This window comes from Alkalihalobacterium elongatum (assembly GCF_019024285.1).
Classification (GTDB): Bacteria; Bacillota; Bacilli; order Bacillales; family Bacillaceae_F; genus Alkalihalobacterium; species Alkalihalobacterium elongatum.
Genome location: NZ_WMKZ01000006.1, coordinates 69,332 through 85,457, shown reverse-complemented (window position 1 = coordinate 85,457; position 16,126 = coordinate 69,332). Strand labels below are relative to the sequence as shown.

General features: G+C 35.6%; 13 protein-coding genes. 12 read left to right on the top strand and 1 reads right to left on the bottom strand.

Annotated features, from left to right (window positions below):
- The first annotated feature begins 34 nt into the window (after positions 1 to 34).
- The 4 genes from GKP30_RS09615 (at position 35) to GKP30_RS09600 (ending at position 6,302) form a co-directional block, all read left to right on the top strand.
- Complete coding sequence (locus tag GKP30_RS09615) at positions 35 to 1,072, top strand: tetratricopeptide repeat protein (protein WP_216829218.1); 1,038 nt, start codon at positions 35 to 37, stop codon at positions 1,070 to 1,072.
- Between the two features lie 69 nt (positions 1,073 to 1,141).
- A complete protein-coding gene (gene dinG / locus GKP30_RS09610; RefSeq protein WP_216829217.1) occupies positions 1,142 to 3,955 on the top strand; it encodes an ATP-dependent DNA helicase DinG in 2,814 nt (937 codons plus the stop codon).
- A gap of 107 nt (positions 3,956 to 4,062) precedes the next feature.
- Positions 4,063 to 4,953 carry a ComEC/Rec2 family competence protein gene (locus tag GKP30_RS09605; protein WP_216829216.1) on the top strand — a complete coding sequence of 297 codons (891 nt, stop codon included), beginning with the start codon at positions 4,063 to 4,065 and terminating at the stop codon, positions 4,951 to 4,953.
- 47 nt (positions 4,954 to 5,000) lie between these two features.
- Entirely contained in the window at positions 5,001 to 6,302 is a 1,302-nt protein-coding gene (locus GKP30_RS09600) for an amidohydrolase (RefSeq protein WP_216829215.1), read from the top strand.
- A 78-nt stretch (positions 6,303 to 6,380) separates the two neighbouring features.
- Here the strand turns inward: GKP30_RS09600 and GKP30_RS09595 are convergent, their stop codons facing one another.
- Complete coding sequence (locus GKP30_RS09595) at positions 6,381 to 6,551, bottom strand: hypothetical protein (RefSeq protein WP_216829214.1); 171 nt, start codon at positions 6,549 to 6,551, stop codon at positions 6,381 to 6,383.
- Positions 6,552 to 6,664: 113 nt separating this feature from the next.
- On the opposite strand from GKP30_RS09595, the gene GKP30_RS09590 reads away from it, so the two are divergent.
- The 8 genes from GKP30_RS09590 (at position 6,665) to GKP30_RS09555 (ending at position 16,101) form a co-directional block, all read left to right on the top strand.
- Positions 6,665 to 6,835, top strand: a complete 171-nt coding sequence (locus GKP30_RS09590; RefSeq protein WP_216829213.1) for a YpmA family protein — start codon at positions 6,665 to 6,667, stop codon at positions 6,833 to 6,835.
- Between the two features lie 19 nt (positions 6,836 to 6,854).
- Positions 6,855 to 7,340 carry a cell wall elongation regulator TseB-like domain-containing protein gene (locus GKP30_RS09585; protein WP_216829212.1) on the top strand — a complete coding sequence of 162 codons (486 nt, stop codon included), beginning with the start codon at positions 6,855 to 6,857 and terminating at the stop codon, positions 7,338 to 7,340.
- A 100-nt stretch (positions 7,341 to 7,440) separates the two neighbouring features.
- Entirely contained in the window at positions 7,441 to 8,625 is a 1,185-nt protein-coding gene (locus tag GKP30_RS09580; RefSeq protein WP_216829211.1) for a pyridoxal phosphate-dependent aminotransferase, read from the top strand.
- A 293-nt stretch (positions 8,626 to 8,918) separates the two neighbouring features.
- Positions 8,919 to 10,214 (top strand): asparagine--tRNA ligase, encoded by a 1,296-nt coding sequence (gene asnS / locus GKP30_RS09575; protein ID WP_328703136.1) that lies wholly within the window; start codon positions 8,919 to 8,921, stop codon positions 10,212 to 10,214.
- Between the two features lie 286 nt (positions 10,215 to 10,500).
- Positions 10,501 to 11,199 carry a DnaD domain-containing protein gene (locus GKP30_RS09570; protein WP_216829209.1) on the top strand — a complete coding sequence of 233 codons (699 nt, stop codon included), beginning with the start codon at positions 10,501 to 10,503 and terminating at the stop codon, positions 11,197 to 11,199.
- An 18-nt stretch (positions 11,200 to 11,217) separates the two neighbouring features.
- A complete protein-coding gene (gene nth, locus GKP30_RS09565) occupies positions 11,218 to 11,877 on the top strand; it encodes an endonuclease III (RefSeq protein WP_216829208.1) in 660 nt (219 codons plus the stop codon).
- Positions 11,877 to 12,359, top strand: coding sequence for a YpoC family protein (locus GKP30_RS09560; RefSeq protein ID WP_216829207.1), 483 nt, complete (start codon positions 11,877 to 11,879; stop codon positions 12,357 to 12,359). The genes nth and GKP30_RS09560 overlap by 1 nt, the downstream gene beginning before the upstream one ends.
- A gap of 160 nt (positions 12,360 to 12,519) precedes the next feature.
- The gene (locus GKP30_RS09555) at positions 12,520 to 16,101 is read left to right on the top strand and encodes a dynamin family protein (RefSeq protein ID WP_216829206.1); all 3,582 of its coding nucleotides are present in this window, start codon (positions 12,520 to 12,522) and stop codon (positions 16,099 to 16,101) included.
- Positions 16,102 to 16,126 lie beyond the last annotated feature (25 nt).

The following is a 16,126-nucleotide window of genomic DNA, read 5'->3' as shown; positions in this document are numbered from 1 at the left end:
TTGATAACAGCATCTTTTGAGGGGGGATTTTTACATGCAAAAAATAGAAATTAAACAATGGGAAACCATGATGAAACAATTAAAAAATAATTGGCAAAAAATCGGGGAAAATGAACGTAATGAATATATTAATGAATTAGCAAAATTAAATGAAGCGGTTTTAGATAAATGGGTTGAAATGGATGAAGAGTTACACGATTTAAAAGATGAAATTCAAAATTTCTCTTTTGAGTGTACACGTTACAGGTCTAAGGGTACTTCATTTTTTGAATTAAATTTATATGATAAAGCGATTGACGAATTTATTACAGAAATAAATAGCTGCCGTCAACCTATTGCAAAATTATACCTCGCGTATTCATACTTATACGTTGAGAATTATGACAAAGCGAAAGAGTGGCTTTTATTTTTAATTCATAGTAAGGAATCAGTATGGACACAGCATTTTGCTTATGTTGGACTTGGATGCGCGATGGCTCAACAAGGAAAGTATGATGAAGCGATACCATACTTTGAAAAGTCTTTATCGCTTACAAAGAATACGGATGTAGTGTATAATTTAGGAGTGTGTCACTTCTTACAACATCAACCAAATCTAGCCCTTCCGTATTTTAAGGAGGCTATTGAATTACTCCCTGAAGATGGAGAAGCATACTACTTTTTGGGTCGTTGTTATCTAGAGCTTGATCAGTACGATGAAGCCTGTCAAACATGGATTACAGGCCTACAGCTTGTTGAAACCAGAGGAATGTTACAAACTTTGGCATATGAGATGGAATGGATGGGTTATTATGCTGGAGCAATTCACTGTTATAAACGATTACTTGCGCTCGGTTTTGATGATATTGAAGTGTATCATGGATTAGCATGGAATTATGGATTATTAGACATGCGTCAAAATTCAGACCGTCTATTTATGGATCTGCTTCAAAAGAACCCCAAGAACGTAAGTTGTTGGATTTCGTATCTTTGGTTATTAAAGGCTTGGGGTGAAAAAGCAAAATTTGAAAAAGTACGTTCATATTGTTATAAATTAAATTTTTCCCATCCGTTGTTGGAACAAATAATATAAACTCATCTTCAAAAGTCAACACCGTTGCTTTTGAACAGTTCTAGAATAGTCACTCGAGAGGTGGAACTCGTGAAAGAAACACGTTTTGTCGTAGTAGATTTTGAAACGACTGGTCATTCTCCGCAGCAAGACCAGATTATCCAAATAGGTGCAGTGCTAGTTCAAGATGGGGAAATAGTAGAACGATTTACTTCATTTGTAAATCCACAGATGAAAATACCTCCATTTATTGAGTCTTTAACTGGAATTACCGATGAAATGGTAGCACTAGCACCCACATTTGGCCAAGTAATACCAGAGTTGCTGCAAATGTTAGAAGGTTCATTCTTTGTCGCGCATAATGTTCAGTTTGATTTATCATTCTTACAAGCCCAGCTCGATGAGGTGGGTTATCGGCCGTATCAAGGACCAGTCCTTGATACCGTAGAACTTGCAAGGTTGTTATTACCTAATGAAGATAGTTATAAATTACAACAATTAGCTGAAAGTTTTAATTTCAATCATGATCGTCCGCATCAAGCTGACAGTGATGCAGAGGTTACCGCTTTATTACTATTGGAAATGCTACATAAAATTGAGAAATTACCAATTATAACGCTACAAAATTTAAAGGAAATTACTGAACGTCTAAAAAGTGATTTTGATACGTTATTGGACCCAGTAATTAATAGCAAGCTTAAAAGTGTCAATGTTGAAGATGATGATGAATTTGAAATTTATCGCCAAATTGCACTTCGTAAGAGAAAAGCTGGTGTTGATAATATAGAGGTATTTTCAGAACAAGAGACGCTAGAAACTTTTTTAAATGAAAAGTTCACTAACATCAATGAAATGAAAAAGACGCTTCCAAATTTCTCTGTACGGTCAGGTCAATTGGAAATGATTAAAACTGTATCTGATGCACTTGAGAGCCGAAGTCACCTTCTTATAGAAGCGGGTACAGGAACAGGCAAGTCATTGGGATATTTATTACCCTCTATATTTTATTCGAAGTTACATGGAAAAAAAGTTGTTGTAAGCACTCATACAGTCCTCTTACAGCAACAATTACTGGAAAGAGATATTCCTGCATTAACAAAGTTGCTGCCTTTTGCATTTAGAGTAGCGCTATTAAAGGGAAGAAGTCATTACCTTTGTTTAAGAAAGTTTGAACAATGCTTACAAAATCATTTTGACGATAATTATGATACTCTATTAACCAAGGGTCAAATTTTAATTTGGCTCACTGAGACGGTAACAGGTGATGTCGAAGAATTGAATTTACCTTCAGGTGGCAGAAGTTTTTGGCAGGAAATTCAAAGCGAACCCAATTCTTGCTCTGGGCCACACTGTCCTTGGTTTTCAAGATGTTTTTACCAGCTTGCAAAAAGAACAGCACAAAAAGCCGATGTTATAATAACGAACCATGCTCTTCTATTTACAGATGTTGTGCAATCCCACTCAATAATCCCTAGTTATTCACATGTTGTGATTGACGAGGCTCATCACTTTGAGGAAGTAGCGAGTAATCATTTAGGGATTTCGATTGACTTTCATAAGGTTGCTTTTCTGTTTAACCGGCTTGGAACTGTTAGTAAAGTAATTTATAAGTTACAAGAAAAATATAAGTTGTCTCCAGCAGTCACAAAAAAGTCGTTAGATATAAAAATTGAGACGAGTAAATTTGAAATTGATGAACTGTTTCGTATGCTCCACAGTTACGTCTTAAAAATCAAGCAGTCATCCTCTACTGAAGTTGGTCGTCTATCCTATCGTTATTGTGCACCTAGTGAACAAGGAGTTTTGTGGCAAGGGATTTTAGAGTGTGCTTTAAGGGTACATACTTTCTTAAAAGAGTTAGTACAACAGCTAGAACAAGCTATTAAAAGTATGAATGATGTTCAAAACAATTTGTCATGGGATGAAAGAGGAACAATTAATGACTTCCACGGATTAATTAATGATGTTGAAGAAACGAAATTAAGTGTTGACCAATTACTACTTGAATACGACCCTGATGCTGTCTATTGGGTGGAAATTGAGGAAAAGGGAGCAAAGAATGCAACATACCTTTTTAAAAAGCAAGTCCATTTAAGTGAAACTTTAGCAGATGAGTTTTTTACAAAGAAAGATTCGGTTGTATTAACGTCTGCAACATTATCTGTCAAAGGGTCATTCTCATATTTTATTGAACGGTTAGGGTTGGAGGACTTTGGTCCAAAGACTCACAGCATTCCTTCTCCTTTTGATTATAAGAATCAATCCAAGCTATACATTCCAACTGATACATTTAATATAAATGAGGAACCAGATTTGTTTATCAATGATATGGCTGAAAAGATTATTAACTTAGCTCAAGTAACAAAAGGCCGAATGCTCATTTTATTTACTTCATTTTCAATGCTTAAACAAACGTATCAGATGATCAAAGAAAGGACGGAAGAAGAAGAATTTTATTTGATTGGGCAAGGCATTAATAGCGGAAGTCGAACAAAATTAATTAAAACGTTTAAACAAAGTAATAATGCTATATTATTTGGTACAAGCAGTTTTTGGGAAGGTATAGATATACCTGGGGAAGTTTTAAGTTGTCTAGTGATTGTACGCCTTCCATTTTCGCCGCCTGACGATCCAATTTTACAAGCACGATCGGAACAGATGAAAATAGAAGGAAAAAATCCTTTTATGAATTTAGCATTACCCCAATCTATATTAAGGTTTAAACAAGGAGTAGGTCGCCTTATTCGTTCAGAGAAAGATCGTGGTGTTATCGTGGTTATGGATCAAAGAATTTATTCAACTCGATATGGGGAAATATTCTTAGATTCTATTCCAGAAATTCCTATACTTAAGGTTACTACAGAAGATTTATTATCTGATTTAAAAGACTGGTACAATAAATAAGAACACTCATCATACGCACTCTACAAGCATATATTAGTTATAATGACATAAGTTTAGCGTCATTGTACAAACTAATACGGTTAATGGAAAATTCGGAGGTTTCGCGTATGCAGATGCTTATTAAATGGCTGGCATGCTTCTTTTTTTGCATGTTTTTAGTTGTAGGTTCAGGTTGTAACGCTGTGTCAGTAGTAAATATTACTAATGATTTAGAGGTTGAATTTTCTTTAGAAGATGACGAAATAGCTATCACTTATTTTGATCTTTCTAATGGTGAAGCGACATTAATCCAGTCGGGGCGAGGGGAAACTGTTTTAATCAACGCAGGGGACTCCTCTTCACAAATTGAATTAGCGAGAAAGTTACATATGTATCATGTAAAGGATATTGACTCATTAATTGTCACAAACTTTGGGGAAGAATATAGTGGCAATGTTGAATGGCTAGCGGATAATTATAAAATTTCTTCAATAATTATCCCCAAATCCAGTAAGGATAATATAAAAGGGAAATTAAATCAAGGTGAAGACAAGTTAGTAGAATGGAGAGAAGGAGAAAAGCATGAAATTCTCCCTAATTTAATAGCTGAAGTATTATATACAGGTGAGAGTGATGAACTTGACCCATGTTTTGTTTTGTCTTTTTCCTATGGAGAACATAAAACGTTATATATGGGCGTGGCTGACCAAGATATTGAGGAGTATCTAGCATCTAAATATAATTTAAAATCAAGTATTTTAAAAGTTGGTGATTTTGGTAGTTCGCATGGAACGTCAGAATCGTTTTTAAAAGAGGTTGACCCTCAAGTTGCTATCCTCTTTTCGTTGGAAGGAAAACGCCCAAGTGAATATGTGATAGAACGTTTGCAGGAAACATGGATTGATGTTTACCAGACGAAAAAGATTGGTGCAGTTTCAATTAAATGCAATTTAAAAAATTATGAAATCTGGACGGTTCATGCAAGTGGGCAGGATTTTCATATTGCAGTGTCAAATTGATAATGATTAACCACGAGAATAAATAGATCAGAAGGGATTATCTTGGGATGGACATAGTTTTTTATAACGCAGTCATTATTACAGCTAATGAGAAAAACGAGGTTTATTCATCAGGTTATGTACATGTAAAAGAAGGAAGATTTTTCGAAATTGGTTGTGGGTTCCCACATCATATAAAAAAAGAAGATAAAGAATTTAAAGATTTACAAGGGAACTGGATCCTTCCAGGATTAATTAATACACATGGTCACACACCGATGACACTTTTGCGGGGGCACTCTGATGATTTACCACTTAAACGTTGGTTACAGGAAAAGATGTGGCCGATGGAGCAAAAACTAACGAGAGAAGCAGTAGTAGCAAGTTCAAAATTAGCAATGATTGAAATGCTAAAGTCTGGTACCACTACATTTCTAGATATGTATCATTTATATCTTGATGATATCGCTTCAATTGTTGACGAGGTGGGTATGAGAGCTGTAATTACTCGTGGGATTATTGGTTTATGCAGTAGAGAAGAACAAAAAGCAAAATTAGCTGAAGCAATTTCAATTGCAAAAAATTGGCATGGTAAAGGGGACGGGCGTATAACAGCGATGCTGTCTCCACATTCACCGTATTTATGTCCACCAGATTATATAGCCGAAATAGCTGCTGAAGCAAGAACAATAGGTTTACCTGTCCATACTCACATGTCAGAAACAGCTCAAGAGGTTGAAGAAAATGTTCAAAAATATGGGAAGCGCCCTGTAGAACATTTGCGCAGCACTGGATTTTTTGATGGAGCTGCACTAGTTGCTCATGCTGTTCATGTGAATGATGAGGAACTGGATATACTTGCTGAGTATCGAGTAGCTGTTTCACATAACCCGATGAGTAATTTGAAGCTAGGATCTGGAATTGCACCAGTTCAGCAAATGCTTAATAAAGGAGTAACAGTCTCGTTAGGAACGGATAGTGTAGCCTCGAATAATAATTTGGATTTAATACAGGAAATGAGAACAGCCGTCTTACTACAGAAGGGAATTAACGAGGACCCAATGGCTGTAAACACTGTTGATGGAGTTCGGTTGATTACAGCGAACGGAGCAAAATCACTTGGACTTCACGAAAGGATCGGTTCGATTGTTTCAGGATTCGATGCAGACTTTATTACTCTTCAAGCAGATGGAGTTCATTTGCAGCCATCTATAAATGCATTTTCTCATCTGGTCTATTCTGCAAGTGGTACAGATGTGGTGGATGTTTATGTAAAAGGAAAGCAAATTGTCAAAAATAAAGAATGTCTATTTCTGGATGAAGAAAAAATCATCGCAGAATGTAATGATCTTTATAATAAGATGCTTTAATGTAATAAATCCTGTATCGTTAAGAGATACAGGATTAATGAGGTGTGAGTAGGAGTCATTTTTTTGTTAAAACTGTTCTTACCCGCGATTTAGAAGTGATGGAAATTGTGTTTGTCTTAAACTACATCGTATCTTTTTTGTTTGGCTTGAACGAGCTGGAGATGAAAGAGAGAACCATTCTTTTTGTAGCTGGAACTTTTCAGCTGTTGGAAGCTGAGCGTTAGGCCATTGTATTTGATTATTTTTCAATTGCAACTCCTCCTTTATAGGAGCTTAACTATAGTATGGCCTTCTTTAAGACTGTGTATGTTAGAAATCGTTGTTCATAAAGGAAGAAGTTATTATTTTTTGGAGGAATAATTATGGAACAGAAAATGGTTGTCTTATCTAATGTTAAATTTGAAAAGTCACCAGATGTTTATAAAGTTGTTGATGCCTTAAATCGAACACTAAAGGAAAAAGATCTCATGTTTGGATTAGCTTTAGATGACGAGGAACCTAATAAGATGGTGTTTACCATTTATCGAACATAAAAAGATTGGTGATTAACTTATGAAAAAGTGGGTTATAACATGTATATGCCTCCTTGTCTTTGCAGCTATCGGGATATCCTCTTATTTTTACCAAACCATGCGTTCACCAATTACAGAGCAAGAGCAGCTTGCAATTGAAAGAGCACTAAACGAGACAGAATTAAGTGTAGTTGATGATGTTTCGTTTTATCATGGAACAGAACCATATATCGTTGTTAAGGGTAGAACAGATCAAGACGATACGGGGCTCATTGCTTGGGTTGGTGAAGAAGAAAGGATTATCGTTAAAAATGTAGCGGATGGTTTAAGTAAAGAGGAAGTTAGGCATTTTGCACAGAATGAATTAGCACCTAAAGAGCTTATATCTGTACGACTAGGCATCGAAAATCGTTTACCTATATATGAAATTACATATATAGATGAGAACGATCGATATTCTTTTTATTATATTACCTTTGAAGAGGGTACTTTTGTAAAAAGATATAGCTTAAAAACTGAGGGTTAAATCAAAATGATTGAATTTTTCAGATAACGGTTGATTCATGTTTTTACAATGATTATAGTAGTAGTGTATATCAAAAGCAGAAGAGAAATGAGGAGAGAAAATGAAGTTAGCTAAAAGAGTCTCAACATTAACACCATCATCAACGTTGGCAATTACAGCAAAAGCTAAAGCACTTCGTGAACAAGGTCACGATGTTATTGGTTTAGGAGCTGGTGAGCCTGATTTTAATACACCGCAATATATTATAGATGCGGCAGTAAAGTCAATGGAAGAAGGTCAAACTAAATATACTCCATCAGGTGGTTTACCAAAATTAAAAGACGCTATTATTGGAAAGTTTAAGGAAGATCAACATATTACATATTCAGCGAATGAAATTATCGTATGTTCTGGAGCAAAACACGCTCTTTATACTCTCTTCCAAGCGATATTAGACGAGGGAGATGAAGTTATTATCCCCACACCATATTGGGTTAGTTATCCAGAGCAAGTTAAGCTTGCAGGTGGAAATCCAGTTTATATAGAAGGAAAAGAAAGTAACGATTTTAAAGTTACGAAAGAGCAATTAGAAGCAGCTATTACTGATAAATCAAAAGCATTCATTTTAAACTCACCAAGTAATCCAACAGGCTCTATGTACAGTGAAGAAGAGATGAAAATACTTGGGGAAGTTTGCTTAAAGCACGACATTCTCATCGTTTCGGACGAGATCTATGAGAAGCTTGTGTATGGTGGTGCTGTACATACGTCAATTGCTCAGCTTTCTGATGAACTTAAAGAACAGACAATCATTATCAATGGTGTTTCCAAATCACATTCCATGACTGGTTGGAGAATAGGTTATGCAGCTGGTAATGCTGAAATCATTAAAGCAATGACAAACCTTGCAAGTCATAGTACGTCTAACCCTACAGCTAATGCACAATACGGTACGATTGCTGCTTATACAGAGGACGATGGTTCCGTAGAAAATATGCGTCAAGCATTTGAAGAGCGTCTTAATAAAGTATACGAGCAATTAGTCGCAATCCCAGGCCTTTCTTGCGTAAAACCGAAAGGAGCCTTCTATTTATTCCCTAATGCTAAAGAAGCTGCTACAAATTGCGGATACGACAATGTTGATGATTGGGTAACGGCTTTATTAGATGAAGAAAAAGTAGCCCTAGTCCCTGGCTCAGGGTTTGGAGCACCAGAAAATGTTCGATTGTCCTATGCTACGTCACTTGAGGCAATTCAAGAAGCATTGACAAGAATTGAACGCTTTATTGAAAAGAAGAGTAAGTAATAAAAGAAATGGGGAAGGTTGGCACAAGTTCAGGTGTCAGCCTTTTCTTATATATTGCTCTTTTAAAGCTTTTTTCTATTTTATCAAGTTTGGTTCGCTAAGCTTTTTGGCCGTTAATCAAATGAAAGCATGTTAGGCATTTTGAAAAGAGGCAATTGGCTCAATAAAGTGCTTCAAAAATACGGTTAGTGCGTATGAAAACTTGCTCAAGATTAGTAAAAGCTAGTATAATGGTTGTTGGTATATATACATTTATACATAGAAAATATACATATATTTTTGGAGGGAAAATAGTGAATAAGACGACGATTTCAACAGTCGGGCAATTTGTCGGACAAGAGGTCAAAATTGGTGCTTGGCTTGCGAACAAACGCTCAAGCGGAAAGATTGCTTTCTTACAATTAAGAGATGGAACTGGATTTATACAAGGTGTAGTTGTAAAAGCAGAAGTTGGAGAAGATATATTTTTAAAAGCTAAAAATATGACTCAAGAATCTTCCTTATATGTAACAGGTATTGTTCGCGAAGATGAGAGAGCTCCATCTGGCTATGAATTAACGGTAACGAATGTGGATGTAATACATGAAGCAGTAGATTATCCAATCACACCAAAAGAGCATGGAACTGAATTTTTAATGGATCATCGCCACCTATGGTTACGATCTAAAAAACAACATGCCAATATGAAAGTCCGAAATGAAATTATTCGAGCAACGTATGAGTTCTTTAATAATGAAGGGTTCGTAAAAGTTGACCCACCAATCTTAACTGGAAGTGCTCCTGAAGGTACAACTGAATTATTTGCAACAAAATACTTTGATGAAGATGCTTACCTTTCACAAAGTGGACAACTTTATATGGAAGCAGCAGCGATGGCGCTCGGTAAAGTGTTTTCATTTGGTCCGACATTCCGTGCAGAAAAGTCAAAAACCCGTAGACATCTAATTGAGTTTTGGATGATTGAACCAGAAATGGCTTTTTATGAGTTTGAGGATAACTTAAAAGTACAAGAAGAGTACGTTGCATATATAATTCAATCTGTATTGAAGAACTGTAAGATTGAATTAAAAACATTAGGAAGAGATACGAGTAAGCTAGAAAATATCGTTGCTCCTTTCCCACGCATTACTTATGATGATGCACTTAAACTCTTACACGAAAAAGGCTTCGATGATATCCAGTGGGGCGATGACTTCGGTGCACCACACGAAACAGCTATTGCGGAAACATATGATAAGCCTGTGTTTATCACTCACTATCCAACTAGCTTAAAACCGTTCTATATGCAACCCGATCCGAACAATGACAAAGTTGTTCTCTGTGCTGATATGATTGCACCAGAAGGTTATGGTGAAATCATTGGTGGATCAGAGCGTATTCATGATTATGATCTTCTTGCTGAAAGAATGAAAGAGCATGATTTAGACCCTGCTGCTTATAAATGGTATGCAGAACTCCGTAAATACGGTTCAGTTCCACACTCAGGATTTGGTTTAGGTCTTGAACGAACAGTTGCGTGGCTATGTGGTGCTGAACATGTTCGTGAAACCATTCCATTCCCGCGGTTATTAAACCGCTTATACCCTTAATGAATAAACGATAAAGCCAGACCCGCCTAGTTAAAGCTACGGGTCTGGTTTTTCTTTTAGGTTTGCATTTCTGTTGGTTTGTTTAGTAGGAGAACGCAAATCTGATAAATATTAACCTTAGTAAGAATCGTGCTAGCGAAAGGAAAGACTTTGAAGAATGCGGGTAACGAAAACAGCGCTTCGTGACCGCAAGAGGAAGAACCTAGGACATAACAGGGGGAATTGTCGAGTAATGCCAAATGATGTTGAGTAGGTTCCGTGTTATAATAAATCATGAGGTGTTTTTATGAATAAACGTTTTTTAATGCAGTGGATCACTGAAGGTCAATTATCGGTACCAAAGCTTTTATTAAAGAATTATCGAAAAATCGGTTTAAATGAAGAAGAGTTTGTTTTGCTTCTTCAAGTGTATGATTGTTTATCTGAACATCATCCATTTCCGACTCCTGAAGATTTGTCCGAGCGAGGCCCCTCTTCAGTAGATTGTGCTAGAATACTTGGTCAATTGTTAAAAAAAGGATATCTTTCTATAGAAGAACATGTAGATGAAAATGGGATCCGCTATGAAACCTATAGTATTGAACCCTTGTGGGAAAAGCTAATACATTTTATGAATAAAGAGGAAAATGATAAAGAAAATGCAGTGAAAAAGCAAGAAGAGTTCAATATTTACTCGGTCTTTGAGAATGAGTTTAGTCGACCACTTTCTCCGATTGAATGTGAGACATTAGCCATGTGGTTAGATCAGGACCATCACTCTCCAGAAATTATTCGGGCAGCACTTCGTGAGTCTGTCGTTTCAGGGAAATTAAACTTTAGATATATAGACCGCATATTATTTGAATGGAAGAAAAATGGTGTTAAAACACTACAGCAAGCGAGAGCATATGGGGAAAAATTTAGAAAGCACCAGCAACCGAAACAACAAGTACAAGAGAAGCGAAAAGTAGAACCTTTTCCAACCTACAACTGGCTAGAGAAATAGTTTGGGAGGCAATGAACGATGCTTACGAAAAAAGATATACAGTATGTACTTGAAACAATGGGAGACATGTTTCCTGAAGCAGAATGTGAATTAACACATTCCAATCCTTTTGAACTTACGATAGCAGTCCTATTATCGGCTCAAGCAACAGATGCACTTGTTAATAAAGTGACTCCAGGATTGTTTGCTAAATATAAAAAACCTGAAGACTATATCGCTGTTCCGTTAGAGGAATTAGAAAATGATATTCGACGTATCGGCTTGTTTCGAAGTAAAGCGAAAAATATTAAAAAGCTTTGTCAGTCGTTAATCGAACAGTATAACGGGAAAATACCAACTGAACGTGATGAACTAATGAAACTAGCTGGAGTTGGACGCAAGACAGCTAATGTTGTTGTTTCAGTTGCGTTTGATACACCTGCGATAGCTGTTGATACACATGTTGAACGAGTTTCTAAGAGATTAGGTATATGTCGTTGGAAGGACAATGTTCGTGAAGTGGAAGAAACATTAATGAAAAAAATTCCGAAAGAACAATGGTCGGTTACTCATCATCGACTCATTTTTTTTGGTCGTTATCATTGTAAAGCCCAATCACCACAATGTGAAGTCTGTCCATTGTTAGACATATGCCGTGAAGGTAAAAAACGAATGAAGGCAAAAGGAGCAACAGGGTAATGCAAAACCATTACCCTGTTCCTGTCACTTTCCGTGTATTTCCGTTTTATGTAGAAGAAACTAAATTTGAAGCCAGTAACCTGGAAGTTTTATTTTATGATGATATGCTTGAAGCATTAAATGAACCAAATCGCAAGCCGTGGCAGCAAGCAAAAATCTATCTTCCAGATTTATTTGAAAACTGGAAGCAAAAAAAGGACCAACTAATAGAGTTGTATTCAAGACGTGACCGTAAATTAGCAAATCCAATCATAGTGGAATTGATTGCCCAGCTCATTCAAATTATTCATTGGATGAATGAAGTACCTGTCAAAAGTCTAGTGCAAATAGATGACAAATTGCTACAACTAAAATACAAGCCAGTAAATATGAATGAACGGCTTTCCTTTATTCTTAAAGATCCTGATCATTTTCATTCTTATAATCAGTTGAAAGCACTATATGATGAAGCAGAAAAACTTTTTTATAAAGCATTAACTTAAAGAACTTAAAAAGTAATAATCACCTTTTGCATAGCACATTACATAACTATGAAGTAAGTATTTTATTTGAAGAAGATTAGTCGTGATATTTTTTTATTACGATCTTCTCATTTTTTAGAAAATTCGTTATAGTAAAGGGATAAGGATGGTGTGGAGACATATGACAATTGTAAAAGAGAAATTAATAGCAGAAACGATCCCTTTCTCTCAAGAAGAACAATATCGCCTTGAAAAGTTAGCAGAAAAACAAGATAAAAAAACATTTGAGGTTGCTTTTTGTGGGCATTTTTCTGCAGGTAAATCAACGATTTTAAATACGTTATTGGGGGCAGAAGTGTTACCAACAAGCCCAATTCCTACAAGTGCTAATATCATCGGTATTAAAAATGGAGAGTTAGGCTTAATGCTACATACGAGAGATGGTAAACAAAAGGAGTGGAAAGGTGAGATTCCTTGGACACAAGTCCGTGAGTGGGGAATGAATGGAAATGAAATTTCCAATATGGTGATCACAGCTCCTTTACCATTTTTAGGAGAAAATAGCTGTATTCTTGATACACCAGGAGTTGATTCAACAGATGAAACGCATGAAGCTGTAACGGTTGATCAGCTTTATACTACTGATGCGATCGTTTATGTCATGGATTACAACCATGTTCAGTCTGAAACAAATTTATATTTCTTAAAACAACTTTCACTTGAGAAAAAACCAATTTATATCATCATTAACCAAGTCGATAAACATAATGAACAAGAGATCCCGTTGTCTGTTTTTAGGCAATCGGTTCAGGATGTCTTTAGTCGTTGGGAAATTCGTCATTTAGGTTTATTTTTTACGACGATGAAAAAGCCAGATCACCCATTAAATCAATTTAAAGAGTTTGAAAAGACAATTAAATCATTGCTTTACAATAGTGAAACGTTATTAAAAGGGTCAAAATTACGACTTGAACAAGGGTTTTATCAGGCTGTTGAAAACCGTCTCCAAGAAGAAAAGTTAGATGCAGTTGATCAACTACTAGATGAAATGAAAGAAAAAGGTTATGAAGTCTCACAGTTAGATGAGCAACAACACTTAAAAAATAAACTAGCAGAAATTCGTCAATATGACAAAGCAATTTACAAATCATTCGAGGATGAACTAGGTGGATTATTTAAAAATGTTATTTTATTTCCATACACGACAACAGATCTAGTCAGAAATTGGATTGAAAGTATTCAACCAGGGTTTAAAGTTGGATTTTTATTTTCAAAGAAAAAAACCCAAGAAGAACAAGAAGAACGGTTAAATTTACTCGTTCGAGACTTACAGGATAAAGTAAAAACTCAATTATTATTTCATGTTCAAGCTTATTTCCAAAAGATTGATCGAACGAAATTATCGAATGTTGACAAATTAGAAGCAGCAGTTAATAAGTTGTCGTATGAGGTAACTGGAGATGTATTAAAAAAGAATGTTAAAGCAGATTTAGCAAGTCGCGATTATGTTTTTGTTTTCACAAAAGAAATCACTTCAATCATCGTAAGAGAAATTCGTATAAAGGCTAGAGAGATTATCGACTTAGAGATTGAGGGACTAAGAGAAACATATCACGAGGAAGAAAAGGCAATAGAATCCCAATTAGCTACATTTAAAGACATAGAAACGTATGTGGAAAAAATGAACAAAATAAAAGCGAGCTATGATGAAAACATTGCGATCGTTCATAAACACCTTGCGACGTACCCGCCAGTAAGAGAATACAACGAACAGTTGAAAAATACTATAAATCAATCGTATCCAGTAAAACTAGAAAACGGTTTCGCTAATGTGACTTTGCCAGAAGAGGGAGTTATCGATACGAGTTGGGAAGTTATTGAGGAAAAATCAACGATCAATTTCTCTGAAGATGAAACATTAACTTGGTTACAATCAATAAAAAATGTATTAAAAAACCACAAACAACAAGTGATCGTTTCTCATGAACGTAATCATCTCATTGAACGAATTAATCGTTATGAAAATCAAACGTTCATCATCTCATTATTCGGGGCATTTAGTGCGGGGAAATCGAGCTTCGCAAATGCTTTATTAGGAGAGAATATTTTACCAGTATCACCGAATCCGACAACAGCCACAGTTAATACAGTGGAACAATCAACGACAGATCACCCTCATGGAACAGCGAAAGTAACTGTAAAATCAGTTGATGCATTGAATCATGAGATTAAGTCAGTAAGTGAACAGCTAGATGAATCACTTGACCTCGATCGCTTAGCTAAATGGAAGCCAAACATGAAAGAGTATGTTTCAAGCTGGCAAAAAACATATGCTGAGTATTTATTAACAATTCAGCAAAGTGTAGCTTCCACAGAATGGAAGTTAGGTAGTCAATTTAGTGTTTCGCACGAAGAGATGCAGACTTTAGTTGCTGAAGAAAGCAAAGCTTGCTTAATAGAAAAAGTAAATATTTATTTTGATAGCCCAATTACGAAAAAAGGAATTATTCTAGTAGACACACCAGGGGTTAACTCTATCCATGGGCGTCATACTAATGTTGCATTTCAACAAATGCGCCAATCTGATGCGATATTTTATTTAACGTATTATAACCATGCTTTCTCAAAAGCTGATCAGTATTTCCTCCAACAGATGGGTAAAGTTAATGAAAGTTTTGGCCATGATAAGTTGTATTTCGTCATTAATGCTGCTGATTTAGCTAGCAGTGAAGGTGAGCTGAATGGAGTACGAAAACACGTTTATGACCAGTTGAGACGAAATGGGATTGAGCAACCAAGGTTGTATCACCTATCGAGTAAAGAAGGGTTACAAGCTAAAAAAGAACAGCGCCAAGATGAAACAACGTTTTCAGCGTTTGAACGTTCGTTCTATGAATATACGATCTTAGAGCTTAAGCAATTAAGTGTCAAAATGATTACTGAAGAGCTCCGTCAATTTACAAATAAGATTAAAGATAGTATTTCATTCATGAACGAAGAAGCTGATGAACAAAAACTTAAGCATGAAAAACTAAAACAAACAGTTGAAATTCAAATGGGTAACGTTCAGAAAGCTTCGTTTGCTTTTGCGCTAAGAGATATATTATTGGAATTTGATCAATTAGTATTGTATTTAAGAGATCGAATGCGCTTTGTGCTAAATGATTATTTTACGACGGCAATTAACGTGGCTGTATTAACTGGTAACAGCAAAAAAGAACTTCATGAACAATTAACAGGAGCAATAAAAGAGTGGCGTGGTTTAGGGGAATATTTCTTAAAACAAGAACTTGAGGCAACTGTTATACGAATGGAAGAAAAAATGAAAGATCGTGCAAAAAGCTGGATAAATGATCAGTTGACTGTCCTTCAGAAAGAATTGCCATATATTTATTGTGAAGATGAAATTAAGCTAGCAGCTATTTCAGTTGAACTAAATGATGCGACCTTATCAATAGACGTAAAAAAATACTTACCTCTACTAAAATCTAAGAAGGATTTCTTTGAAAATGGGGTCGTCAGGGAATTTAAAGAATTAATTGTAGCTGATGGTGTAGAATGCTCTAGACAAATGATTACTGATAGTTCTAAGAATATGTCCTTGGAGTTTGAACAAAAATTACAAACGATAGAAAAAGACCTTAAGCAACGCTTAATTAAAGCGATAGAAAATGAACTAAATCGATTTGAGGCATTGTTTGATACAGAAGCAAAATCATCTTTAATAAGTGAGTATGATGAGTTAAAAAGATATGTCTATTAAGTAAATGTTGATGAATTTTAAAAAG